At 63.1% G+C, this 24,485-nt stretch carries 23 protein-coding genes; 7 read left to right on the top strand and 16 right to left on the bottom strand.

Translation table 11 applies throughout. The annotated features are described in order from the left end of the window. Positions 1-49 precede the first annotated feature (49 nt). The 9 genes from NCT05_RS35775 to NCT05_RS35735 form a co-directional block, all read right to left on the bottom strand. The gene (locus NCT05_RS35775) at positions 50-1,678 is read right to left on the bottom strand and encodes an FAD/NAD(P)-dependent oxidoreductase (protein ID WP_250504613.1); all 1,629 of its coding nucleotides are present in this window, start codon (positions 1,676-1,678) and stop codon (positions 50-52) included. Positions 1,679-1,686: 8 nt separating this feature from the next. Further along, positions 1,687-3,048: an MmgE/PrpD family protein gene (locus tag NCT05_RS35770; protein WP_250504612.1), complete on the bottom strand. Its 1,362-nt coding sequence runs from the start codon at positions 3,046-3,048 to the stop codon at positions 1,687-1,689. Continuing rightward, positions 3,045-4,112 carry an FAD-binding oxidoreductase gene (locus tag NCT05_RS35765; protein WP_250504611.1) on the bottom strand — a complete coding sequence of 356 codons (1,068 nt, stop codon included), beginning with the start codon at positions 4,110-4,112 and terminating at the stop codon, positions 3,045-3,047. Before NCT05_RS35765 ends, NCT05_RS35770 begins: the two co-directional genes overlap by 4 nt. Continuing rightward, the gene (locus tag NCT05_RS35760) at positions 4,105-5,364 is read right to left on the bottom strand and encodes an aromatic ring-hydroxylating oxygenase subunit alpha (RefSeq protein WP_250504610.1); all 1,260 of its coding nucleotides are present in this window, start codon (positions 5,362-5,364) and stop codon (positions 4,105-4,107) included. The genes NCT05_RS35765 and NCT05_RS35760 overlap by 8 nt, the downstream gene beginning before the upstream one ends. Positions 5,365-5,443: 79 nt before the next feature. Further along, positions 5,444-6,307, bottom strand: coding sequence for a nitrilase-related carbon-nitrogen hydrolase (locus NCT05_RS35755; protein WP_250504609.1), 864 nt, complete (start codon positions 6,305-6,307; stop codon positions 5,444-5,446). A 12-nt stretch (positions 6,308-6,319) separates the two neighbouring features. Beyond that, entirely contained in the window at positions 6,320-7,243 is a 924-nt protein-coding gene (locus NCT05_RS35750) for a glycine betaine ABC transporter substrate-binding protein (RefSeq protein ID WP_250504608.1), read from the bottom strand. A 22-nt stretch (positions 7,244-7,265) separates the two neighbouring features. Continuing rightward, positions 7,266-7,982 carry an ABC transporter permease gene (locus NCT05_RS35745; RefSeq protein ID WP_250504607.1) on the bottom strand — a complete coding sequence of 239 codons (717 nt, stop codon included), beginning with the start codon at positions 7,980-7,982 and terminating at the stop codon, positions 7,266-7,268. Further along, positions 7,979-9,163: an ABC transporter ATP-binding protein gene (locus NCT05_RS35740; protein ID WP_250504606.1), complete on the bottom strand. Its 1,185-nt coding sequence runs from the start codon at positions 9,161-9,163 to the stop codon at positions 7,979-7,981. The genes NCT05_RS35745 and NCT05_RS35740 overlap by 4 nt, the downstream gene beginning before the upstream one ends. After that, entirely contained in the window at positions 9,160-9,882 is a 723-nt protein-coding gene (locus NCT05_RS35735; protein WP_250504605.1) for an ABC transporter permease, read from the bottom strand. Before NCT05_RS35735 ends, NCT05_RS35740 begins: the two co-directional genes overlap by 4 nt. 257 nt (positions 9,883-10,139) lie before the next feature. On the opposite strand from NCT05_RS35735, the gene NCT05_RS35730 reads away from it, so the two are divergent. The 4 genes from NCT05_RS35730 to NCT05_RS35715 all read left to right on the top strand — a co-directional run bounded on the left by NCT05_RS35730 (position 10,140) and on the right by NCT05_RS35715 (position 14,029). Then, on the top strand, positions 10,140-11,120 hold the full coding sequence (locus NCT05_RS35730; RefSeq protein WP_250504604.1) for a LysR family transcriptional regulator: 981 nt from the start codon (positions 10,140-10,142) through the stop codon (positions 11,118-11,120). Positions 11,121-11,148: 28 nt separating this feature from the next. Further along, on the top strand, positions 11,149-11,946 hold the full coding sequence (gene hutG, locus NCT05_RS35725) for an N-formylglutamate deformylase (protein ID WP_250504603.1): 798 nt from the start codon (positions 11,149-11,151) through the stop codon (positions 11,944-11,946). Between the two features lie 657 nt (positions 11,947-12,603). Next, entirely contained in the window at positions 12,604-13,518 is a 915-nt protein-coding gene (locus NCT05_RS35720) for an ArdC family protein (protein ID WP_250504602.1), read from the top strand. Positions 13,519-13,591: 73 nt separating this feature from the next. Further along, on the top strand, positions 13,592-14,029 hold the full coding sequence (locus NCT05_RS35715; protein ID WP_250504601.1) for a hypothetical protein: 438 nt from the start codon (positions 13,592-13,594) through the stop codon (positions 14,027-14,029). Positions 14,030-14,213: 184 nt separating this feature from the next. Here the strand turns inward: NCT05_RS35715 and NCT05_RS35710 are convergent, their stop codons facing one another. The 3 genes from NCT05_RS35710 to NCT05_RS35700 are packed head-to-tail and all read right to left on the bottom strand — an operon-like array spanning position 14,214 to position 15,783. Next, a complete protein-coding gene (locus tag NCT05_RS35710) occupies positions 14,214-14,606 on the bottom strand; it encodes a hypothetical protein (RefSeq protein WP_250504600.1) in 393 nt (130 codons plus the stop codon). An 11-nt stretch (positions 14,607-14,617) separates the two neighbouring features. After that, positions 14,618-15,322 carry a StbB family protein gene (gene stbB / locus NCT05_RS35705; RefSeq protein ID WP_250504599.1) on the bottom strand — a complete coding sequence of 235 codons (705 nt, stop codon included), beginning with the start codon at positions 15,320-15,322 and terminating at the stop codon, positions 14,618-14,620. Next, the gene (locus NCT05_RS35700) at positions 15,319-15,783 is read right to left on the bottom strand and encodes a conjugal transfer protein TraD (RefSeq protein WP_250504598.1); all 465 of its coding nucleotides are present in this window, start codon (positions 15,781-15,783) and stop codon (positions 15,319-15,321) included. Before NCT05_RS35700 ends, stbB begins: the two co-directional genes overlap by 4 nt. Positions 15,784-16,174: 391 nt before the next feature. On the opposite strand from NCT05_RS35700, the gene NCT05_RS35695 reads away from it, so the two are divergent. The 3 genes from NCT05_RS35695 to mobF all read left to right on the top strand — a co-directional run bounded on the left by NCT05_RS35695 (position 16,175) and on the right by mobF (position 21,501). Next, positions 16,175-16,582 (top strand): hypothetical protein, encoded by a 408-nt coding sequence (locus NCT05_RS35695; protein ID WP_250504597.1) that lies wholly within the window; start codon positions 16,175-16,177, stop codon positions 16,580-16,582. 214 nt (positions 16,583-16,796) lie between these two features. Continuing rightward, the gene (locus NCT05_RS35690) at positions 16,797-18,434 is read left to right on the top strand and encodes a type IV secretion system DNA-binding domain-containing protein (protein ID WP_250504596.1); all 1,638 of its coding nucleotides are present in this window, start codon (positions 16,797-16,799) and stop codon (positions 18,432-18,434) included. A gap of 13 nt (positions 18,435-18,447) precedes the next feature. Next, a complete protein-coding gene (mobF, locus tag NCT05_RS35685; RefSeq protein WP_250504595.1) occupies positions 18,448-21,501 on the top strand; it encodes a MobF family relaxase in 3,054 nt (1,017 codons plus the stop codon). 64 nt (positions 21,502-21,565) lie between these two features. On the opposite strand, the gene NCT05_RS35680 is transcribed toward mobF, so the two are convergent. Genes NCT05_RS35680 through virB11 form a run of 4 tightly spaced genes read right to left on the bottom strand, consistent with a single transcriptional unit; the run spans position 21,566 to position 24,479 of the window. After that, positions 21,566-21,916 carry a hypothetical protein gene (locus NCT05_RS35680; RefSeq protein ID WP_250504594.1) on the bottom strand — a complete coding sequence of 117 codons (351 nt, stop codon included), beginning with the start codon at positions 21,914-21,916 and terminating at the stop codon, positions 21,566-21,568. 1 nt (position 21,917) lies between these two features. Then, a complete protein-coding gene (locus NCT05_RS35675) occupies positions 21,918-22,505 on the bottom strand; it encodes a hypothetical protein (protein ID WP_250504593.1) in 588 nt (195 codons plus the stop codon). Positions 22,506-22,549: 44 nt separating this feature from the next. Then, positions 22,550-23,470, bottom strand: coding sequence for a lytic transglycosylase domain-containing protein (locus NCT05_RS35670; protein ID WP_250504592.1), 921 nt, complete (start codon positions 23,468-23,470; stop codon positions 22,550-22,552). Next, positions 23,457-24,479 carry a P-type DNA transfer ATPase VirB11 gene (gene virB11, locus NCT05_RS35665; protein ID WP_250504591.1) on the bottom strand — a complete coding sequence of 341 codons (1,023 nt, stop codon included), beginning with the start codon at positions 24,477-24,479 and terminating at the stop codon, positions 23,457-23,459. Before virB11 ends, NCT05_RS35670 begins: the two co-directional genes overlap by 14 nt. Between the last annotated feature and the right edge of the window lie 6 nt (positions 24,480-24,485).

Below are 24,485 nucleotides of genomic sequence, written 5' to 3'. Positions count from 1 at the left end.
GCCTTCGATCGTGTAATGGGCCTGGTTATGGCGACGTGGAGCGATGCCGCTATTCGCTCGCCACCGGTTCTCCGGTCTGCCGCGTGCCCGCTCGATACAGCGGATCGACGCGCCAGAACGGCACCCATTGCGACGCCATGCCGAACCAGCTATCCCAATGCGAACCGGTTGACGAGGCTTCGGCCACGTCGGCGAGTTGCCGCAGCGCGAGCGGACGCACCGGCGCGCGGAACGTCGCGAGCGGAATGCGCGGCAGCGCGCAGCCGGAGCCGATCGCGAGCAGCGCCGCCACTTGTTCGCGGCATCGGCGGCCCTGACACGGGCCCATGCAGGCGCGGGTGAGCCGCTTGACCGCATCGGGATTCGGCGGGCCGCTGCGTGCCAGTCCGGCTACGCCGCGTGTGTCGTGCGCCGCGTCGGCGGGATGCCAGTCGAGGTAACGCGGTGGACGCACGTCGAGAATTTCGCGCGCGGTGACTTCCTCGCACTGGCACACGAACGGCTCGCCCGCCGCGCCGAGCACGCTTGCGCGCACCCATGCCACGCGCGACGCGGCGATGTCATGCGCGGGCGCGTCGGGCTGCGTGACGGGCGCGGTGCCGCGAACGCCCGGAGCGTCGAGCGCCGAACGCGCCGCGCGCCGGCCTTCTTCCCGCGCAATGCCGTCATCCCGGCTCTTCGATGCCCACACGCCCGCGCAGTCGCCCGCCGCATACGCGAACGGCAGCGACGTGCGCTGCAGCGCATCGACATTGGCGACGTGACCGCCGCGCGCGGCATCGAATGTCGTAGCGCAGCCGGCCGCTTCGAGCAGTTCGATCGCGGGCAGCGCGGCTATGCCGAGCAGCACCGTATCGCATTCGAACGTGACCGATGTGTCCGCCTGGGGCGACGCCGCTTCGACTGAAGTGACGCCGTACGCATCGCCGCGCGCGTGCCGCACGACGTGCCGCGTGAGCAGGCGCGCGCCACCCGCTTCGAGTTGCGACGCAAGGGCGGCATCGCCGACGATCGCATCGGACTGTTCGATCACCGCGACGATCCGCACGCCGCGCGCCATCAGATCGACGGCAATCTTCAGCGCGTGCGTGTCGCTGCCGACCAGCACGGCGCGGCGCGCATCTAGTGCGCCGTAGAGCACGGCGAGCCGCCACGCGGCGCTTGCGCCCATCACGCCCGGACGCTGCCAGCCGTCGAAGGCGAGGCCCATGTCGCGCCGTCCTGAGGCGACGATCACCTGTTTGAAGCCGATGAGCCACGTACGCGAAGCATCGGCGAGACCGGCAACGTGCGTGTCCATCCATGCGCTCGCCGGGCCGTGCGGAAAGATGCCCCAGACCGCCGTGCCGAGCTTCACGTCGACGCCCGCTTCCAGCGCATCGCCGAGTTCGGGGCGCGCGTCGAGCATGGCTTCGAGCATCGCGTTGGCGTTGCCGGCCACAGCGCCCATGCGCCCGCCGAAGTGCAGCGGCACGTCCTCGCCCATCGTGTCGAGTGGCACCGGGTTTTCATCGACGAGCGTCACGCTGACGCCGCGTCCGGCCGCTTCGAGCGCGGCCGCGATGCCCGCGGGACCCGCGCCGACGATCAGCAGATCGGCCGATTCATCGACGGGCGGCGCCCTGCCCGCGACGGACGCGGGATCGTAGAACGGGGTATGCATGGTTTCGTTGTCCATCGAGACTCTCATTGCGTGAAGTTGGGCGCGTTCAGAACGAGTTCGCATAACGGCGATGCGCTGGCGCGAGGTTCGCCGAGCGCGTCGACAGCGGCTTCGAGTTCGCTTGCGAAGCGTGCGCCGAAGCGCGCGCCGGTCAACGCGCGGAACTTGCCGCGTTCGGCTTCAGGCGTCATCGGGCGCGCGGGATCGCCGCTCGCCTGCATCGCGCCGGAGTCCAAGCGCCGGCCATCGCGCAGTTCGACCGTCACACGCGCCCAGCGCTCGGCGGGAAACGCCGCGTTGAAGTCAGCGCGCTCCTGTGTGACGAGGCGCGGCAGCAGCGCGCGCACGGCGGAGTCGACGATCCCTTCATCGCCGATGGTGTCCGCATCCACGCGGCCATGCAGCAACGCGGCGGCGACGGGAAACAGCACGCCGTATTGCGCTTCCTCGGTGGTGCGCGGCGCGTCGGACCACAAGCGCTTCGCTTCGTGAAACGTTTCGATTTCCACACGTTCGATGTTGTCCGCGTCGAAGGCAGCCTGCGCGCGCACCGCGAGCGCCGCCGCAATCGACGGATGCGCCCAGCGGCATACCGGATACGGCTTCACATACTGTTCGAGGATCAGCCAGCGCTCGCCGAGATCGGCAAAGATCGCGGGCGCGTCGCGTTCGACGGTCGTCGCCGGCGCGCCGGTGAAGCCACGGGAGGCCAGCAGCGCCGCGCTGATGCCCGCGAGCGCGCCCCAGCACGAGCCGTCCTTCAGCATCGTCGGATGATCGATGCAGCGCATCATGTCCGAGCGCGGCCCGTGGTACTCCGCGATGCCCAGCGCATGACGCGTCATCGGCACGTCGAAGCCGAGCGCGCGGCTCGCGATGGCCGCCGCCGCGAGCGCATTCCACGCGCCCGACGTGTGATATTCGCGGCTCGTCGCATGTAGCGAGATGCCCGCGCGCGTGCCGAGTTCGTAGCCGAGCACCGTCTGCACGATGAACTCGCGCCCGCTCATGCCGGGCACCCGTTCGGTCATCGCGAGCAGCGCGGGCAGCGCGGTGACGCCCACGTGCCCCTTGGTGAGCGCGTGGCCGTCGTGTCCATCGAAACTGTCGATGGTCGCCGCGCCCGCGAAGGCCGCTCCCGCCGCGCTCGCGATGCGTCCGTCGAACAACATGCGCGCCGGCGTGCCGCCCGCCGCGAAGCAATCGAGCGCGTGTTCGAGCGCAATCGACGACATGCGCGTCGATGTGCCCGCCGCCGCGACGGCGAAGAGGTCGAGCAGACGGCGCTGCGCATCGCGTACGACGGCATCGGGCAGCATGTCGAAGCGCAACGTGTGCGTGAAGCGGCTGGCGTCGTCGTGCAGCGGCGGCGTTGGCTTCATCATCGGAAGGCGATTTCGACGTCGGTGGATGGACGGCTGGAGCACGCGAGAATGAAGCCCTGAGCCTCCTCGGCGGCCGATAAACCGCCCGCGTGCTGCATCGATACGACGCCCGACACGCGGCGCACCTTGCACGTGCCGCACAAGCCGCTCGCGCAGCCGCACGGAATCACGACTTGCTGACGCGTCGCGGCGACGAGCAGCGTTTCGCCCGCGCGCACGTCGAAGCGTTTATCGCCCAATGTCGCGTGATAAACGGCATCCGGCGATGACGTGACATCGGTTTGCGAAACCTCGACAGGCACGGGCCCGAAATGCTCGATATGAAACGCCGCGCGCCGCGAGCCTTCGGCCGCGTGAATCCGCCGGATGCTCTGCATGAAGCCCGCCGGTCCGCAGCAATACACCGTGCGGCGTCCGAAGTCGGGCGCGATCGCCCAGAGCGGGCCGCGCGCGATTCGTCCGCGCAAGCCGAACCAGCCCGGCGCGGGCGCGCTCAGCCACACGCTGACCTTCAGATTCGGCATGCGCGACTGAAGCGCCGCGAGTTCATCGGCGAAAAGAATGTTGGCGGCGTTGCGCGCGCTGTGCAGCCACGCGACATCCGCATCCGGCTGGCTATGCGCGAGCGTGCGCAACATCGACATCAGCGGCGATGCGCCCGATCCCGCCGATACGAACGCAAGCGGCGCCGCCTTCGCTGCGTCGAGCGTGAAGCGGCCGAGCGGATAGCGCGCGTCGATGCGCGTTCCCGGCATCAGGTTCTCGTGCAGCCAGCGCGTGACGATGCCGTCCGCCTGGGCCTTGATGGTGAGTTCGAGCACGTCGCGCTCGACGGGCGACGACGCGATCGAAAACGTGCGGTCGTGACGCACGCCGTCGATATCGACCGTGAGCAGCATCGCCTGACCGGGCGCGAAGCGGCGCGCGCCGTCGGCGTGGGGATCGCGCAGGCAAAAGGTCTTGACGCCCGGCGCTTCATCGCGCACGCCGATGCATTCGAGCGTGCGCGCCTGCGCTTCGTCGGACACGATAAGCGTTTGCGCTTCGATCAGCACGTCAGCCATTCGACACCTTCAGTTGAATCGAACGATGCGCATGCGTGCCGTCGAGATACGACGCGAGCTTGTTCGCGTACCAGTTGGTGAAGTTGCGCAGCATGAATTCGGAAGGCGCATAGGGGCCCGGCGTGTAGCCGACGGACCCGACGCCGAGCTGATTGTTCGCCGCGAGCCGCGCGTCCTGCGTGTTGGTCGCGTTCCACACGGATGTCAGCTCGCCGACGTCGTAATCGACGCCTTCGACTGCGTCCTCATGTACGAGCCAGGTCGTGCGCAGCATCGTGCGCGAGACCGACAGCGGCAGGATCCGGAAGTGGATGATGTGATCCGCGAGAAAGTGATTCCAGTTGTTCGGCACACGGAACATGCGCACGGAACCAAGGTCGGGTTCGGTGAGATCGCCGAGCAGCTTCGCGCACGCGGGCGATCCGTCCGGCGTGAACGACACCGCGCCACGATGAAATGGCAGCCGGATGCAGCGGAACTCGTCGCCGCCATCGGCGGGCAAGTGCGGCAGGCCGTGTCGTTCCCACTTCGCGGCTTGCGCGTCCATCAGCAAACGGAAGTCGCGCGAGCCGGCGGAATCGTCGGGCAGGGCGAATTCGATCAGCGTCGCGAGCAGTTCGGGATGATTGCCCGCGCAGTGATAGCACTCGCGATTGTTCTCGATCACGAGCTTCCAGTTCGCGTCCTCGATCATCGTCGAGACGGCGGCGACTTTCGTGCGCCACGGCTGATGTGGCGCGATGTACGGCGTCACGGCGTCGCGAAAGCGCGCGATGTCGGGCGGCGTATCGGCGAGGCAGATATAGACCATGCCGCACACGATTTCGACATGCACGGGCCGCAAGCCATACGCTTCGCGCTCGAAGCCCACGGGCATCTGCCGCGCATGCAGCAACGAGCCGTCGAGTTCGTAGACCCATTGGTGATAGGCGCACGTCAGGCGATGCGCATGGCCTTTTTCATCGAGACAGATGCGCGATCCGCGATGCCGGCACGTGTTGAAGAACCCGCGAATCTCGCCGTCGTTATCGCGCAGCACGATTACCGAAGTCGGACCGATTTCGAGCGTCAGATAATCGCCCGGCTCAGGCAACTCGCAGCCGTTGCACGCGAAGAGCCATTCGTCGTTGAAGACCGCGTCGATATCGAGCTGGTGAAAGGTGTCGTCGGTATAGAACGGCTGCGGCAGCGAGAAATTGTCGCGGCGCTGCGCGAGGGCGGCACGCACGCGCGTCGGGTCGATCATCGTCATGCTCTCCGTGCGAACGATCAGTTGAATCGATTGTCTGCCGCCGATTTCGTCCATGCCAACAGGCAGACGACCAACCCGATCACGAAACCGACACGATGTCGTTTCCGGGCGCACCCTGCGCGAGAATCGTATCGATGGCCCGGGCGTCGCGCACCGTCGGCAGATCGAAACGCGCGTTGCGCACGGCGTCGTAGTCGAGCGATGCGACGACGAGTTCCTCGCGCGGCGATTCGCTTTGCGCGACGATTTCGCCGCGCGGACCGACGATGCGCGAGCCGCCCCAGAAATGCAGCGCACCTTCCCGGCCGACGCGATTCGCGAACACGATCGGCAAGCCGTAGACGAGCGCATGCGCGCGCAATACGGTGTCCCAGCCGCGCGGATTGTCGAACTCGCTGCCGACAGCTTCGATCGCGGAACTCACTGGCGCGGCGCACAACGTCGCGCCGTCGCGCGCGAGGCGATGCATCAGCGCGGGACTCCAGAGGTCGGCGCAGATCGGCGTCGCGACGCGCCAGTGCGGATCGCCGGGCATGGCGAACTGATCGAGGCGTTCGCCGTGTCCGTAGAACTTGCCGTCGTCGAGGCGGCCATACGTCGCCAGCGCGATCTTTCGATGCACGTGCACGACTCGCCCGGCATGCAGCGTCGCGACGCTGTTGTAGAACAACGCACCTGGCGCTTCCTCGATGAAGCCGACGACCGCGCACAGCGGCATGCAGTCGCGTGCGAGTTCGAGCAGTGCGCGGTCGGCGCGCGGGATAGCAAGCTTCAGCGCGTGCTCGCCCGCCGCGTGTCCGGCGAGCGACAACTCGGGAAACACGAGCAGACGCACGCCGCGCGCGGCCGCCTTCTCAATCATCCGCCGATGCGATGCGAGGTTCGCCGCGAGATCGCCGGCAACCGTTTCGACCTGCGCCGCCGCGACGAGCAAGGGTTCCATCGCGCGCCTCGGTCAGAGCAGACCGGCGGACTTGAGGAAAGCGCCCGAGACATCGCTGAGCGACTTCTTCTGCACGTCGACTTCGGCGTTCAGGCGCGCCATCGTCGCGTCGTCCAGCTTGGCGGACAGCGCGTTGAGGATCTCTCCGAGCTTCGGATTGGCGTCGAGCGTCGCCTTGCGCACGACTGGCGTCAGCGCGTAAGCGGGGAAGAAGTTCTTGTCGTCGCGCAGTACGATGAAGTTGAACGCGGGCACGCGGCCATCGGTCGTAAAGACGAGCGCGGTGTCGACCTGACGATCCTTCAGCGCCTGATACGTGAGGCCCGAATCCATCCGCTTGATCTGCGACGGCTCGAAGTGAAAGCCGTATTCCTTCTCCAGCGGACGCAGGCCGTCGGGTCGCGCGTAGAATTCGGAATTGCACGCGAAAGTCAGTTCCTTGCCGCTGTTGAGCACCTTCGCGAGATCGCTGAGCGTCGCAATGCCGAGCTTCTGCGCGACGTCGCGGTTCATCGCGAGGCCGTAGGTATCGTTCGCTCTCGAAGGGTCGAGCCAGACGAGTCCCTTCTGCGCATCGAGTTCCTTCACGCGCGCGTAGGTCTGCTGCGGATCGAGCTTGTCGGTCACTTTGTTGTAGGTGATGAGCGACGTGCCGGTGTATTCCCAGTACACGTCGACTTGCCCGTTCTCCTGCGCCTGACGCAGCACGGTGCTGCCCATGCCGTCCTTCTTCACGACATCGAAGCCCTTCGCCTTCAGCAGTTCCGTGGTCATTTCCGCGAGCAGGACCTGCTCCGTGAAATTCTTCCCGCCGACGGTGATGGTCGATGCCGCCCGCGCGGACTGGCTCGCGCCGAACGCGCCGAGGGCGAGCGCGAAGAACGTTGCGCCGACGAGGCGCGACCACGGCTTGCGTGACAAAAGCGGCTTGAACATTGGCTTCGGTTCCGGGAGAGGTTCAACGTTGAGGACTGACGCCGCGCGGCACGAGCCAGTGCTGAAGCTGCGCGACGAACAGGTCGGTGGCGACCGCGAGCAGGGCGGTCGGAATGGCGCCGGCAAGCAGCATCGGAAAATCGTTGAGGTCGATGCCAGTGAAGATCAGTTCGCCGAGCCCGCCGCCGCCGACGAGAAATGCGAGCGGCGCGGTACCGACCGTGATCGCGAGCGCGGTGCGCACGCCCGCGAGAATCACGAACATCGCGTTGGGCAGTTCGACCCTGCGCAGAATCTGCCATTGCGTCATGCCGATGCCGTTGGCCGCCTCGATCATCGCGGGCGGCACGGCGCGGATGCCTTCGTAGGTGTTCATCGCGATGGGCAGCAGCGTGGCGAGCCACAGCGCGAGAATCGCGGGCTTCGCACCGATGCCAAGCACGCTCATCGCGAGCGCGAGGATCGCGAGTTTCGGCACGGCCTGGCCCGCGTTGAGCGTAAACATCACGAAATGCGCGGCGCGGCCGTTGCCGGGACGGCTCAGCCAGATGCCCGCCGGAACCGCGACGAGAATCGCCGCGACGCCCGCGATCAGCACCATCAGCATCTGCTGGCCCGCCTGATATACGATGTCCGCGCGATACTGTCCGATCGATGCAAACCAGTTGTCCGCGCGGGCCGATGCGCTGAGCAGCGCGATCGATGCGCCGGCCAGGATGCGCGCGCAGCGAGGGTTCATCGCGCCGCTCCGATCGCGAGTTCGGCGGCGTGCGGCGCGGCCGCAATGGCGTGCGGCGACGCCTCGCCCGACGCGCACGCACCGCGCGCCATCGACGCGATGCGTTCGTGCGTCACGTAACCGATGAAGCGTCCGTCCGCGTCGATGCCCGGCAGCCAGCTCGCGCCGTGCGCGAGCAGCATGGACATGACCGAGCGCAGATCGTCGCTCGCGCGCACGACCGCGGGCAGCGCGCGCACTTGCGCGGCGTCGAGCGTCGCGCCGCCGGCGGCGAGTTCCATCGGACCGACATGGCCGACAGGCTTGTCTTGCGCATCGAGCACGACGAGCGTATCGGCGAGATGGTTGCGCAGCAGCGCACGCGCATCCGCGCTCGGAAAACCGCAGCGGGCGACGCGCGCTGGTTCCAGCGCCGCATCGGCCGCGCGCATCAGGCGCAGACGCTTTAACGCGCGGTCGGCGCCGACGAAATCCGCGACGAACGCGCTCGCCGGACGCGCGAGCAGTTCGTCCGGACTCGCCATCTGTTCGATCTTGCCGTCGCGGAAAATCGCGACCTTGTCGCCCATTTTCATGGCCTCGTCGATATCGTGGCTCACAAACATCACGGTCTTCCTGAGGCTCTTCTGAATGTGGCGGAACTCGTCCTGAATCGAGGCGCGGTTGATCGGATCGATCGCGCCGAAGGGCTCGTCCATCAACATGACCGGCGGATCGGCGGCGAGCGCGCGCGCCACGCCGACGCGCTGCTGCTGCCCGCCTGATAGATCGCGCGGATACGCGGGCATGTAGGTCGCCGGATGGAGCGAGACCATCGCGAGCAGCGTTTCCGTGCGCGCGCGAATGCGCGGCTTGTCCCAGCCGAGCATCTGCGGCACGAGCCCGATGTTCTCCGCGACGGTCATGTTCGGAAACAGGCCGACCTGCTGGATCGCGTAGCCGATACGCCGCCGCAGCTCGACGATATCGAAGCCCGCGGTATCGGCGCCGCCGATCAGGATCCGGCCCGAGGTCGGCTGCACGAGGCGGTTGATCATCTTGAGCGTCGTGGTCTTGCCGCAGCCGGACGGTCCGAGCAGCACGCACAGTTCGCCTTCCTCGACGGTCATGGAGATATCGTCGACGACCGGCTTCGCGCCGCGCGATTCGAAGCGCTTCGTCAGGTTCCGAAGATCGATCATCGTGCCTCCGCCGATTGGACCGCCGTGCTGGTAAAGGGCGCGCTGCGCCGCCAGAGAAAACGCGCGCGGCGCGGCCGCATGCCTTGCGGCGTGAGACGCCATTGCAGCGCGGCGAGGCCGAGATCGGCGAGGATCGCGAGCAGTGCGACGATCACCGCGCCCGCGACGAGCTGACGCGGGTCCGACTGCGAAATGCCGCGACTGATGAGCCGCCCGAGCCCGCCCGCGCCGATATACGTCGCAATCGCCGCGATGCCGATGTTCATCACCACGGCCATGCGCACGCCCGCCATGATGATCGGCACGGCGATCGGCATTTCGACGCGATGGAGCCGCTGCCACGGCGTCATGCCCATGCCGAGCGCGGCCTCGCGCAGCGCGGGATCGAGATTGCGAATCGCCGCGTAGGTGTTGCGCAGGATCGGCAACTGCGAATAGAGAAAGAGCGCGATGGCGGCGGGCAGAAAGCCGATGCCCTGGCCGATCAGCGACAGCACCGGAATCAGCAGGCCGAAGAGCGCGATCGACGGAATCGTCATCAGCATCGCAGCCGTATAGAGCACGACGCGCGCGAGGCGCTCGTTGAGCGTGATGACGATGCCGAGCGCGACGCCCGTGACGATCGCGCAGCCGACCCCCGCCAGCACGAGCAGCACGTGATCGACCAGCATGTGCCCGATCGATGCCGCGTTATTCCAGACGAAAACCAGCGTATCCACTGCGGCCTCCCGCGCATCCCGATGCCAGCGTTGGTCGAATGTACCGGGCCAAAATCGGTTTAACCAACACAAACTCGACATCTGTTGTCACTAAAACGACGCGCCCGAGATATGTCGGACATCGCGCAACCATTTTGCATAAGGCAAACTGATGCTCGTTCCCGCCGGTTCGCTGATGATGCGACCGCGCGCATCCGATGAATGCATGATGGGCACCGCTCATGCCCGCCATGAATAGGCAGAATCACGGAGCTTCGATGAGACGCATCCCAACTCCGCTCGACCTGCGCGCGCTGCAGGCGTTCGTCGCGGTCTGCGAGACCGGCTCGATGACGGCGGCGGCGCGCCGCCTCGGTCTGAGCCAGAGCGCGGTCAGCCAGTCGATCGCGGCGCTGGAGCGCGAGCAGGGCGCGGGTTTTTTCGATCGCGACAGCCGTCCGCCGCGTCCGAATCGCGCGGGGCTCGCGCTGCTCGAACTCGCCGGTCCGCTGCTCGATCACGCGCAGCGGGTAAGCGCGCGCATCGGCGATGCGTCGCTCGCGCTTGCGTTGCCCTTGCGGCTCGGTTGCGTGGATTCGTTCGCGGCGACCGTCGGCCCCGAACTGATCCGCGCGATGTCCGGCCCCGCACGGCAGATCGCATTGTGGTCGGGTCTGACGCCCGGTTTATCGGCGCAGATGCACGCGCGCGAAGTCGATGTCGTCGTGTGTACGCAGACGGCGCTGAGCGATACGCGCATCGTCGAGGTGCCGTTGTTCTCGGAGGCGTTCGTCGCCGTGGTGTCGCGCGGATGGTTCGAGGAACGCGAGGCGCTTTCGCACGATCCATCGGCGTGGCGCGCGCTCGCCAATGAACTGCCGCTCATCCGCTATACGGCGCGCTCGGTCATCGGTCAGCAGGTCGATCGCTTCGCGCGGCATCTTGGCATCGACAGTCCGCGTCGATACGAGTTCGACGCCACCGATCCGCTGCTCAGTCTCGTCAGCGCGAAACTGGGCTTCGCCATTTCGACGCCGTTGTGCCTGTGGCAGGCGCGGCATTATCTCGAGGAGATCGCCGTCTTGCCGCTGCCCGAAGGGCGCCTCGCGCGGCGCGAGTTTTTCGTGCTGCATCGGCAAGGCGAGTGGGACGATTTCGTCGATGAAACCGTCACGCTCACGCGCCGCGTGCTCGATCACCTGATTCGCCCGGCAGTCATGCGCGCCGTGCCGACGCTGCCGGACCATGCGCTGTTATGACTTCCTTTCCTTGCTGACGACTTCTCTCATGGACGATCTCTATACGCTGCAGCGCGGCGATGCGCCGCTCCTGCTTTCGATCCCGCATCTCGGCACGACGATTCCCGGCGATTTGCGCGGGCAATACACGGATATCGCGCTGACGGTCGCCGATACCGACTGGCATCTGGACCGGCTCTACGCGTTCGCGCGGGAACTTGGCGCGACGATTCTCGGCGCGCGCGTGTCGCGCTATGTGATAGACCTGAACCGGCCATCGTCCGATGAAAGCCTGTATCCGGGACAGACGACGACCGGCCTGTGCCCCGATCTGACGTTTCGCGGCGAGTCGGTGAATCGCGAAGGCTGCGCTCCCGATGCCGCCGAAAAGCAGCGTCGCGTTGCAGCGTACTGGCAGCCGTATCACGATGCGATCGCCGCCGAGCTTGCGCGTCTGCGCGAGCTGCATGCGAACGTGCTGCTGTGGGAAGGGCACTCGATCGCGAGCGTGCTGCCGCGTCTTTTCGACGGCAAGCTGCCAGACCTGAACATCGGCACGCAGGATGGGAGGACGGCGGCGGAATCGGTGACGAGGGCGGTGACGGATGCGGCCGCGCAAAGCGATTACACGTGGGTCGCGAACGGGCGCTTCAAGGGCGGCTTTATCACGCGCCATTACGGCGCGCCGCAGGACGGGATTCACGCGGTCCAACTGGAAATGTGCCAGTCCGCGTATATGGATGAAGCGCCGCCGTTCGTGTATCTGCCGGAAAAAGCCGACGCTATCGAGCCGACGCTGCGCGCGATGGTCGGCGGCGCGCTCGATGCGGTCATGACGTTGGATTGACGTCGGCGAGGCGGTCATCGGCCACAGCATCGACGTGGCTTGCCGGACGTCGACCCTCTTTCCGATCGTCCCTGGACTTTGCGCCGCAAGTGAAGTGCTTCCGATGCAGATCGAATATTCATCGGGTTGCGTCGCGCGAACGGAATTGACCTCGCAATGACGCATTTCACGGTGATACGCAACGGCCGCTGCTGTTCAGGCAGCCGGTCAGGCGCGCCGCTACCCGCCCCTCCAAAACGCAGCTAATGATCTTATCCACTTCTTGGCTCGACTCGGGAAGACACCGGCGCGATTTAATGGAGTGATTGCGATCTGGCTTCTAGGCTAATCCGCCTGTCGGCGGATCGGGCTCTATTCGCTGCGCTCAACGGGCCAAAGAGCCGTCCCGGCCATTCGGTAACGATCCCTTCGCTACGTCAAAAGCTCAGTCAGAAAAACGAGCTAATGGGCGCTGCCCCTGGCGCCCTGCAAGGGAAATGGCTTCGCCCTAGCGCGGGGTATCCCCAAAATTTTTTCGATACAGCGCCGAAAAAATCCCGGGTGATCCCCCTCCCCACGTCCAGCCCTTGCAGCTTGCCTCCCCGGTCGTCGCCCGACGGTCGTCGGGTGCATGTGCGCAACCCCAGCACATCCACCCCGAGACCTAAAGGAGAGACCATGAAAGCACAAACGAAGATACCGCTGCCCGACATCTATAGCCGGGTGACGGACAAGATCATTGCCGACCTGGAGCAGAGGGTCAGGCCATGGGTCAAGCCGTGGAAAGGCGGAAACGCCGCTGACCGGATCACCCTTCCGGCGCGACACAACGGCATCCCCTACCAAGACATCAACATTCTGCTTCTTTGGGGCGAGCAGCTCGACAAAGGCTTCCTGTCCAATCGTTGGATCACATTTAAGCAAGCGCAGGCGCTCGGCGGCAACGTCCGTAAGGGCGAGCACGGAAGCCTCGTTGTCTACGCCAACAAAGTACTCAAGAGCGAGACCGACGACAAAGGCGACGAGATTGAACGTGAGATCCCTTTCTTAAAGGGCTACACAGTGTTTAACGTCGACCAAATCGAGAACCTGCCCGCGGAATACCGCACGGAACCGGAGCCCGTCAAAAGCGAGCCCCTTGAGCTGATCGAGCATGCAGAAGCCTTCTTTTCGAAGACCGGCGCTGTCATCCGTCACGGCGGAAACAAGGCGTACTACGCACCCGCGCAAGACATCGTCCAGTTGCCCATCCCCGAGTCGTTCGATACGGCGGAAAGTTACGCAGCCACGAAGGCGCACGAGCTCACTCACTGGACCAGCCACACGACCCGCCTCGACCGCCAGCTAGGGAAGCGTTTCGGCGACGACGCCTACGCCGCCGAGGAACTGATCGCCGAGATGGGGGCCGCTTTCGTTTGTGCACCACTGGGATTAAGCCCGGAAGTTCGCGACGATCACGCCGCTTACCTCGACTACTGGCTCAAGGTCCTGAAGGTCGACAAAAAGGCAATTTTCACGGCCGCAAGTCAGGCGCAAAAAGCTTGCGAGTTCTTGTTTTCGCTGCAAGGCGCAGACGAACAACAACCAGCGTGAAGACATCGCCGAAGGCCTGGGGCGCAGCGCTCCAGGTCAAGGACGACTGTTTCGAAAACAAGGAGATGGACTCGTGAGCAACTTCACCGTTGTCTATGCCGTCAATGTCCCGCACTACGGCAAAACCCACATCGAAGCGGCGACGGCGGCCGAGGCGATCGCCGTGGCTAAGCATCGAGACCCCGCGGAAATCTGCACCGAGCGTGACCGCAGCAGCGCCGCCTGCGCGCGCATTGTCTCGATTACTGACGATGATGGCCGGAGCATTGCCGATGGTGTCACCCTCGACGGGGCGTTTATGCGTTACGGTGGGCGCTCCGCCTGGCTCCTGTGCGAAGCCTCACCGGCAATGTTTGAAAGTCTGCAGAGAATGGTCTCGCGCTCCGACGACCTCGTCCGCGCGTTGGCCTGTCCGAACGGCCGAAACGAACATCTCGTGGAGCGGCTTTGCGCCGCGTGTCATGTCGCGAAAGCCGTGATTGCCGCAGCGAACGGCGAGAACTGGACCTAGCGGGCGGTTAAACATGTAGGCCGTAAGAGTTTGCTAAGTGCTGTTCATTCAAGGCGCCAACGAATAAAGAACGACACTGCAGCCGCAGATTGACGGCGACGCCGCGCGCGCCGTCTCAAGCAAGGCGGTACCAGCAAGAACCCGGCGGCGACTGACAACGGGTAGTCAACGCAGCGCCAGTACCTTATATGCCGGCCGCCAGCCTACCGCCGATGAAACCGCCCACAATGCCGGCGGTAACTGAGAATACGGCCAGCAGCATCAAGAACCGCCACGCCTTGCGTTCAAGCGCCACATTGGCGGCGACAAGTTGCGCGGCTCCGCCGTTGAGCTGGTTTCCAATCTGCGCGGCCGCTATTCGGCCTGCTTCGATCAGCTTGTTGCCGTTCTGCTCGATGACTGACTCGAGATTGAGCTTTGCGGCTAGGAACGCCTTGCCGGCCGCGTCCGTGGTTGCCCGCTCAATTTTGCCGGACAGGACTTCATCAGCCTGTTCGAAGCGCCTCACAAGCGCATCGGCATCTTCCAACAGCTCCGCCATCAGCGCTTCGCGTGCGGTGGATACGTTGCCACCCATGACGTCTCCCCTTACTTGAACAGAACCTTGTACACGTCGTCCAGGTTCTTGTGCGCGGACTTTGCGAGCCGCTGCGCCGAAATCATGCTGACTGCCCGCGCTTTCGTGTCCTCATCGGTCGCCTCGCGAAGCATGGCCCGGTAGTCAGTCGCATCCGCGATGATCTCCGAAACATTCTTCTTGAGCACACGCAGCCGCTCGAAAATCTCGTTTCTGAAAACCGCCGCTTCCGGTTTCAATGTGAAGCACTTGCGCTCAGCGTGAAGGCCAAAGACCGTACTGAACAAGCGCGGCACATCGCTCGCGTCTTCGAGTTCGACCTTGTTGAACACCACCCGGATTTTCTTCGGGGGAACGCCGAGACCGGCCAGTGTCTCGATAGTGTTGACCGTGTCGATCTGCTGTTTCTTTTCACTCACCGCTGGCACGACAAAATAGTCGAACTCTTCGTGCGAGCCGTCGAACTGGCTCATCTGTTTGATGAATTCTTCGACGTTCGATGCGCCAACATCCACGATGGCCGAGTCAAGCGTCATCAAATCCTCCTGAAGTCCGCCGTAGTCCTTTCCCTTGAGCCGTTCGGCGTCGGTGCCGGACGACCCTGCATTGATCGTTTCGACCTCGAACTTCGGCGCATTCATTCGCGGCGCGAGGAGGTTATCGACCAGCGTGGTTTTTCCCGGATTGCCACTGAAGTTGATTACGGCGACTTTCATTTGCGACTCCTTCGTTGCTGTTTGGCCAGGCGTTCATAACGCGCGAGCTTCTCGGCTTGTTCTGCCGGGTCGGGTCTCATCAAGCGGTCTAGCTCCTGCATCGAGATCGGCCCTTGTGAAGCTACTTGTGTCGATGAGGCTGGATCAGTTATCGGAGATGGGTCAGAGTCGTGTCGTTGTGACACTGGATCGGTGGCGCTGGAATGCTGTGCATAAGATTGAATCTTCTGCCCTGTAGTCTCTCGCTCGACCTGCTGCCTCCGCCGGTATCGGTACAAGTAGCTTTTCAACGTGGCTTCGGTCAAATCGATCCCACTCTCTCTCAGAGCCTTAAGAATGGCCGCGATCCGCACGCCCGCTGAGATCCTCTGTTCGATCAACGGCATTACTTCGCGCACTTTTGCCGCTTTGGTCTTTGGCTCCAGTGCCGTCAAAGCCTGCATTACGTCACGCTGCGGCATTCACACATCCTCCGAGCTATTGATACGCAGTCCTACTGCATCTGATGCGCATACTTCATACTATCAACTTGCCTCTGTTTTGCAACCTTTCTGCTGCTGCCTCGCATCTTTTTCGCCTACGCCCTTCGGGCTAGTCGACTATCACGCCCTTAACCCCTAGAGATCCCTGTCCTTAACAGGCCAGAAATCTCGATACACATTACGCACCCCCTTCGGGGATGCAGACCCTTGGTTTTATCGGTCTCAAATCAAAAGTGACACTACTTTGGCTCTATAGCGTTGCTATAGAAATTCGCAGGAGAGCTATGTGTTTGCTCACTTGATACCTATAGACAATACTATAGGTAGGAAGAGTGAGTTACTCTATTTTCAACAACAGGGATAACCACGCATGAGCACAGGCAAATCGATCCCAGTCTGGTTTTCAGAGGAGGATCGCCGCAGGGTCGAGGAGGCCGCGGCATTGGCGGGATATAAGCATCTCTCCGCATATATTCGCGATAAGGCGATGAGTCGCGATAGCCAGCGCGACGCTGCTCGCGACAGCATGGAAACATGGGCTGAGCGGCAAGAGCTTAACGGTCGGCTCGCGGAGATTGAGCGTAGCCAGACGACTTCACACACACTGCTGGCCGCGCTGCTTTTCCTGGTGCGGAAGAAGGCGACGACCGGCGAGTTCAATGATCTCGTCCTTGCATGCAAAGACGCCGTGATAGGTACCGCTACGCCAGCGGAATTGCTTGCGGCCTCATCGCCAGAACTCGCTTGGCTCATCGGTCGCTTGACGGAGGAATCGTGATGTCAGACCTGACCGACCCGAGAGCCCATCGAGCAGATCGACGCCGATATTCAGGCGGCGCTCAATACACCCAGCACGAGCTACTGGCTGCGCGACGCGCTGCTCAGCGCGTTGCGGCGCGATTGGGTTGACGCGGCTCGCGATGCACAGATCCTGGCCACGTGGCTCGACAGGCGATGTGATGCAGTCCTCAGGCGCAGCAGGAGCTAGGCCGATGCAGAAACACGAAGCGGAAAACGCGACTTTGCTCTTTGGCGTCAGCTTACCGATTGCCGGGTGGCTGGCCGGCACCTATGCCGCGGACGTGCCGCTGCGCCCGCTCCCGGAAGCGCTCACCGCAGCGCTCCATATGACGCCGCACAACCCGCTCCTAGCAAGCGGCGTCGTGCTCGGTCTCGGCCTGGCCGCGACCACCGCGTATTTGCTGCACGAGTACGGCGACGACGGCTTCCGCGGCGCCCGATACCACCGGTGGCTGCGCGGCGCGCGCATGGCGAACTGGCACGGTGTCAAGCAGCAGGTGAAGGCCGCGAATCGCCGTGAGAATCGCCGCATTCGCTCTGAACTGAAGCGCGCGGCAGCGCTGGAGCGAGAGGCCGGGAACCCAAGGCTGGGCCCAAAAGCCAGGGCAACGGACTTGCCGCCCATCATGATTGGTCGGATGCCGATGCCGTTGCACCTTGAGAACCGGAACACGCTGATCTGCGCGACCATCGGTGCCGGTAAATCGGTCGCCATGGAAAGCATGATCGCATCGGCCGTGAAGCGCCGCGACAAGATGGCCGTGGTTGACCCCAACGGCACGTTTTATTCGAAGTTCAGTTTTCCGGGCGACATCATTCTCAACCCCTTTGACCAACGTTCAGCGGGCTGGACTCTATTTAACGAAATCAGGGGTGTACATGACTTCGATCGGATGGCGCGAAGCATCATTCCCCCGCAGTTGGATCCGACGGATGAACAGTGGTGCGCGTACACGCGGGACGTACTCGCCGACACCATGCGCAAGCTGGTCGAGACCAGCAACCCGGACCAGGACACGCTGGTCAATCTTCTCGTGCGCGAGGACGGCGAGGTGATTCAGGCATTTCTAGCCAATACCGACTCACAGGGTTACTTTCGGGAAAACGCGGAAAAAGCGGTCGCCTCGATTCAGTTCATGATGAACAAATATGTGCGGCCGTTGCGATTCATGTCTAAGGGCGAGTTTTCGCTTTACAGATGGGTGCATGACCCGAACGCGGGAAACCTCTTCATCACCTGGCGCGAAGACATGCGCACGACACAGCGCCCGCTCGTGGCCACGTGGATCGACACGATTTGCGCCACCATCATGAGTATCCCCGACAGTGCCGTGGCGCTCGCGCGCAGGCTTTGGCTCTTCCTCGATGAGCTGGAGTCCCTCGGCAAGCTCCAATCCTTCGTGCCGGCCGCAACGAAGGGTCGAAAGCACGGTCTGCGCATGGCGGCGTCGATCCAGGATTGGGCCCAGCTGGACGAGACCTATGGCAAGGATGCTGCGCGAACCTTGCTCGGATGCTTTCGAAATTACCTTATTTTCGGTGGGTCGAATGCGCTCAATACCGATAAAGCGAGCGAGATCCTTGGAAAGCATCAGGTCGAGCGAGTCCAGATCACAACAAACGCAGGCGGCGGCGCAGGAGGCGGCGGGGGAGGGCGCAGCCGCAACATGGTCACCAGCCCACCCGAGCCCGTCGTGATGGATTCGGAAATTTCGTTCTTGAAGGACCTGGAGGGCTACGTCATGTTCGGCGAAGATTTTCCTATCGCCAAAATCAAGCTGCCCTACGTCAAGTATCCTCATCGCGCCACGGCAATCGAGATCAAATGACGGAGGCGTGGCGATGCTCAACGTGACGCCGATTCGCGGCAGCAACCAGTACGCGGCAGCCCACTATTTCTCGTCCGCCGATGACTATTACGCCAAGGAGAATCCTGGCGAGTGGCAGGGCGAAGGGGCGCGGCTCCTGGGACTCACCGGGCCGATCGAACAGGCACAGCTTTCGCGCCTCCTGAATGGCCAGCTTCCCAACGGCGAGCGCATCCAGACGACGTTCGACCCGACCGACAAGAAAAAACGCATGGGGCTCGATCTCACGTTCTCCGCGCCAAAATCGGTGTCGATGGAAGCGCTCGTTGCCGGCGATCGCGAAGTAACTGCTGCGCACGACCGCGCCGTGACGCGCGCACTCGAGCAGGTCGAGCAACTCGCCGAGGCGCGCAAGAAGGTCAAGGGCAAGAGCTATCGTGAGCGCACGGGCAATATGACCATCGCCAAGTTCCGGCACGAAATGAGCCGGGCAAAGGATCCTCAGCTGCACACGCACTCGGTCGTGCTGAACATGACGCGACGCGCTGATGGCGCGTGGCGTGCGCTCTCGAACGAGGACATATTCCGCGTCCAGCACGAGGTCGATGCGATCTATAAGGCCGAGCTGGCGAAAGGCCTCCAGGCAATTGGCTACTCGATCCGGCTCGTCGATGACAAAGGCAATTTTGAGCTGGCCCACATCAGCCGCGACCAGATCGAAGCGTTTTCAGCGCGGAGCCGCGTCATCGAAGAGGCCTTGGCGAACGAGGGCAAGACGCGCGCGAGCGCGAGCACGCTGGAAAAGCAGGTGATTGCACTCGCCACACGACCGCGCAAGGACGAATCCGATCGCGAGATCGTCAAACAATACTGGGTTGAGAAAAGTCGTGAGCTCGGCATCGACTACGGCGCGCGTTCCCAGCTCGACGGGCGCAGTTACGACGTGAACGGCGGCCGAGAACACCGAAGGCAAGCTAAGCTTGCCAACACGAGTGACGGGGCAGGGGATCCGGTGAGCAATAGCATCGCCGGTCACGGTGGGAACAGCGCTGATGCCGGCGGCCGCGATCGCGTTGCCGCCACGAGCCTGCCGACGGGACTCTCGCCCGCACAAGCGGTCGTGCAGTACGCCATCCATCACCTGACTGAACGTGAAGCCGTCGTGCGTGAGAGCGTACTGATGGCCACCGCGCTGCGCCGATCTGTTGGGTTGGCAGGCCCGGGCGAGGTGCGCGCCGAGATCAAGCGTCTGGTCGGCCAGGGCGCGTTGATCGAGGCGGTGCCGGCCTATCGCATGGCGGATCGAAAAGATGGGCCCGCGCTCTCGTCCGCGGGTTGGAGAAACTATCTGCAAGAGCTCAAAGGGTGGCCGAACAAGCAGGCGCAGCAATACGTCAATGCTGCGATCAAGCACGGCTCGCTCGTTCCCGCCGAGAAGCGTTACACGACACAACAGGCGCTTGCCCGTGAAAAAGCGATTCTTGCAATCGAGCGCACTGGCCGCGGGGCCGTGGCGCCGATCCAGTCCGTCGCCACCGTCCGGTCCCTACTCGAACACTCCACGCTCAATACAGGGCAGCGCTCAGCCGTGGAAACCATCGTCGCCACAGGCAATCGGTTTGTGGGCATCCAGGGCGACGCTGGAACGGGAAAGACCTATACCGTCAATCAGGCCGTCTCCCTCATTAAGCAGGCATCGCCCTCGACGTTGGGAGAGGGCTATCGCACCGTCGCGCTCGCGCCTTACGGCAACCAGGTCAAGGCGCTTAAGAACGAGGGCCTCGAAGCGCATACGCTGGCCAGTTTCCTCGGGTCCAAGGATAAGCCGGTCGATAGCAAGACGATCATCGTTCTGGACGAGTCGGGCGTCGTCGGCGCGCGCCAGATGGAACAGCTCATGCGAACGGTTGAAAAGGCCGGCGCGCGGATGGTGTTGATCGGAGACACCAAACAGACCGAGGCCATCGAGGCGGGGAAACCATTCGCCCAGCTTCAACACCATGGTATGCAGACCGCACGCATAAGCGAAATACAGCGGCAGAAAGATCACGAACTGAAGGCGGCCGTGAGTCACGCGGCCGAAAGTCGCGTTATTCAATCGCTCGCGCATCTCAAACACGTCGAAGAACTGAAAGAGCCGACAGAACGGCATCGCGCGATCGTGAACGACTACATTGCCCTCACCGAAGGTGAGCGACGTGACACCCTGATTGTCGCCGGCACCAATGAGGCACGCCGCGAAATCAACAAAATGGTGCGCGAGTCGCTGGCGCTCACGGGTAACGGACGCGAGTTTGAGACGCTAACCCGTGTCGACATGACGCAAGCGCAGCGCCGCTTCGCGCCGAGCTATCAGCCCGGCATGGTGATTCAGCCGGAGAAAGACTATTTGAAAGCCGGGTTAATGCGAGGCGAAACATATCGCGTCTCCGAAGCGCTACCCGGCAACGCGCTCGTTTTGTCGCGGCAAGACGGCACCACGGCTACGATCAACCCACGCAAGGTGACGCAGCTCAGCGTCTATCGCCTTGAGCGCGCCGAGCTGTCTGTTGGCGATACCGTACGGATCAACCGCAACGATGCCGGCCGGGACCTCACAAATGGCGACCGCATGCGCGTGACGGGGGTGATCGGCGGAGTCGTGAGTCTCGAGTCGGTGGAGCAACGCGACGGTCGGCCCTTACGGTCGCTCGAACTTCCGACTAGTCGACCGCTTCACCTGGAGCACGCTTACGCCTCGACGGTTCATAGTTCGCAAGGTCTGACCAACGACCGGACCCTGATCGCGCTCGACACCAAGAGCCGCACGACGTCAATGAATCTGTATTACGTCGCCATCAGTCGAGCGCGGTATGAAGCACGCGTCTACACGAATTCGGTCAAGTCATTGCCGGCCGCAATCGCACGCCGCTTCGATAAGACAACAGCCCTGGCAATTCAGCGAGAACGCGAACTGCAGCGCCGCGGGCAAGGCATGCTAAGACGAGGCGCAGCAGAGGGTAAGCAAGAACTGCAACGTCAATCATTCAGGGACCAACGCAGGCGACCGGCCGACGGTCGCAAACCCTTAGACTATGGCCGCCTTTGATAGTCCTTGTCTTGACAAGCGAACGCTTATTGATTTGTGCCCTGCGAGCACTCGATAACGTCCGCTATTCCTTGGAGCGGTCGAAGGGCATCCGGATCATGTCAACGAGGCACCGCGAGATCGGCCCAATCTTGATCGCGCAGGTGATCGCAACGGCGCAGACCACGAAAATCGCGATCCAACGTTCCGGGTCCGGCCAGCTAGCAAGCTGACCCAACATCGTCGTAGCAAAAGACACGATCAGAAAAGACACGATCAGATAAGTGAGCACAAAGAAGGCGATCAAATCGAGGAGGCGCACATAAACGGTCGGTTCATCTATCGTGCCCCGTTTGTAGATTTGCCGAGCGACAGAGAGGCTGGAGAACTTGCGTCTGTTGTCGAACCGGAAACGCGCGAGGCGAATACGCGTCACGTCACCAACGCACGCGCTGCTGCCACCCGTTGTCGATATAGACGTCGATCGCACGCGGATTTTGCGGGAGCTGCCAAAGCACCTTGTCGAACACGGTCACGGTGTATGTGTTGTCATAGTTGCCCACGACATACGAGCCGATCGGCTGACCGACACACGCCCGCGCGCCCGACGTATAGCCCTCACCGAGCGATGACTCTGAGACTTGCGGTCGGTCATTCAGCGTGAATGACCCGTCGCCCCCGAACCATCCTCCCTTGTTACCGCTCGATCCCCTCTGGCCCTGGACGACAAAGGCGCCACGCTCGGCGGGGAGCAAGGGCGCAGGGCAAGGATCATACGGATCATAAACTTGACGGGCGTAGCTTGATCCATCATTTCCGTCCGCTTGATCGCAACGCGGAAACGGTCGTCCCTTGCTCAGGTCGTGGTAGAGCTGATTGATCGGGGGTATGCACTCGCTTACGCCTTTGGGGCCTCCATTGGACGCGGGGTTCGCGAGACACAGCAGCACCTTGCAGCCGTATTCCGAAGCGTGCGTCGACATCGACGCGCCGAGCACACACAGGGCAACGAGGGATTTTTTCATCGGTTCTTCTCTTGAAGTCGCTTGTCTCATGGGCGAGAGAGGCGTCAATTTACAAACTGCACGAACGGCGCAGCTTGCTTTGTGGTCGATGACGGTGATCGCAAAACGGAGACAGGCTGCGTCTCGTGCGATGGCGACGTGGGGACGAGATGAGTCGGGTCCCCTTCGACCGCCGATCCATTGGTCGGCGTCGCGATCCGCACCTTGACCGCGGGGTTCCTGTTGGTGCCCTCGAACGGCAAGTCGGGAGTCTGATCACGCCGCGATCGGCCGTCCGCAAACATCACCCACTCTGCCGACGTGGCCGCCCGCTTCGCAGGCTTTGGAATTGCCGCCGGTTGGACTGCAACGCCGGCATCAGCGCGATCAGGTTTGACTGCCGGCACAACGGGAATGGGCTCTGCTGTGTCCGTCGCGTTTGCGACGACCTTTTGCACGTAGCTGCGCTGACCAGCGCGATCCGGCCGGAAACCGCGCGTGAAGTTGCCCGAGTAGTAGCAGCTGAAGGCAGCGCGCAGCGCCTGCTGATCGTATGGAATGCGTGCCCGCGCTCGCTGGTAGCAATCTCTAAGAATCGCACCGCCGGCCTTGAGATTGCGGCACGGCTCGAAGATCGTCTCGTAACGCTCGCCGTACTTCGCAAGGTTGTATCGATTCACCTGTCCAAGGCCCATCGAAAAGTTGAAACCCTGGCGCTCAAGCTCTCGGGCGGTCGCGACCGCTTCCGTCAGATTGCGCGGCTGACGCTCGAGCCGACCGCCCACGACACCAATTGCGTAGGGATTACCCGCCGATTCGGTGGTCACCACGCCTCTGAGTGTGATTGGATGAACACCTGGGGCGCACGCGGCGGCCAGCTCGTCGAAGGGCCGGGACGGTGCCGACGTTTCGGCGCAAGCAATCCGAGAGATGGCGATCAGTAGCCCGGTCGCCACCAACGTTGCTGATAGATCAGGCGCCCGCATACAGGATCTCCGATACGTAGCGGCCGTTGCGCTCGGTGTATTTCCACTGCACAACCACGTCAATACGCCTTTTGACGCGCTCGATGATCTGCTCGCGTGTCATCGAGGTATGGCCGTCCATCAGCTCGCCGAACCGGTCGTACATCTCGGCGGGCGAGTCGGTGTGGATAGTTGTGAGCGATCCTTTGTGGCCCGTGTTGAGCATGTTCACGAACTCGACCGCCTCCTGGCCGCGGATCTCACCCATGATGACTCGGTCAGGAGTGAGCCGCATGCACGAGCGAAGCAACGTGGTCGGTGTCACCGCAGCCTGTCCCGATGCTTGTTGGCGGGCGTAGGACAGTCGGACGCAGTTCGGTTGGGCCGGCTCGATTTCCCGAGAGTCCTCGATCGTGACAATGCGTTCATGTGCGGGTATTTCCTGTACCAGCGCGTTGAGGCATGTCGTCTTTCCGCAATAGGTGCCGGCAGAGATGACGATGTTCTTGTGGGCCAAGACCGCGCCGCGCAGGAAGGTGTCCCACTGCTTCTCTCGATACAACTCCTGCAGCCGCACATCCGAGTACGGCTCATCGACCACGTCGCCGTTGACGAAGCGGAACGCGCCCTGTTCCCGGTATTTCGGCAGACTCATCCGAACGAGCGATTGCTTGCGAATCGTCATCGCAATGGTCCCCTCAGGGACAACAGGCGGCAAGATCATCTCGGCCCGGTAGGTTCCGCGCTCGGAATCAGGAATGCCATCGTCAAGATTCACCGGGATTTCGGCCGAGAGAATCGGGCTTTCTCGGTCGACTTCGAGACTCTTAAAAGAAGCCGTGACGTCGGCCAATGACGAAAGCAACTGATACGACAGTCCGGGCACTTCGATCTTCTCGGCGTAGTAGGAGTCTTTCTTTCTGAGCCAGAGTTCGCCGGGCTTGTTGACCTGAATCTCGGTGACCTCCTTGTCATCGAGATAGTCCGCCAACAAAGAGAGCTTGGCTCGGAAGGAGGCAATTTGCGACATGTCTCT

Origin of the sequence: Caballeronia sp. AZ7_KS35, assembly GCF_023631045.1 — a bacterium.
Classification (GTDB): domain Bacteria; phylum Pseudomonadota; class Gammaproteobacteria; order Burkholderiales; family Burkholderiaceae; genus Caballeronia; species Caballeronia zhejiangensis.
The sequence above is the reverse complement of the archived record's forward strand: the minus strand, read 5'-3'. Positions and strand labels throughout refer to the sequence as shown.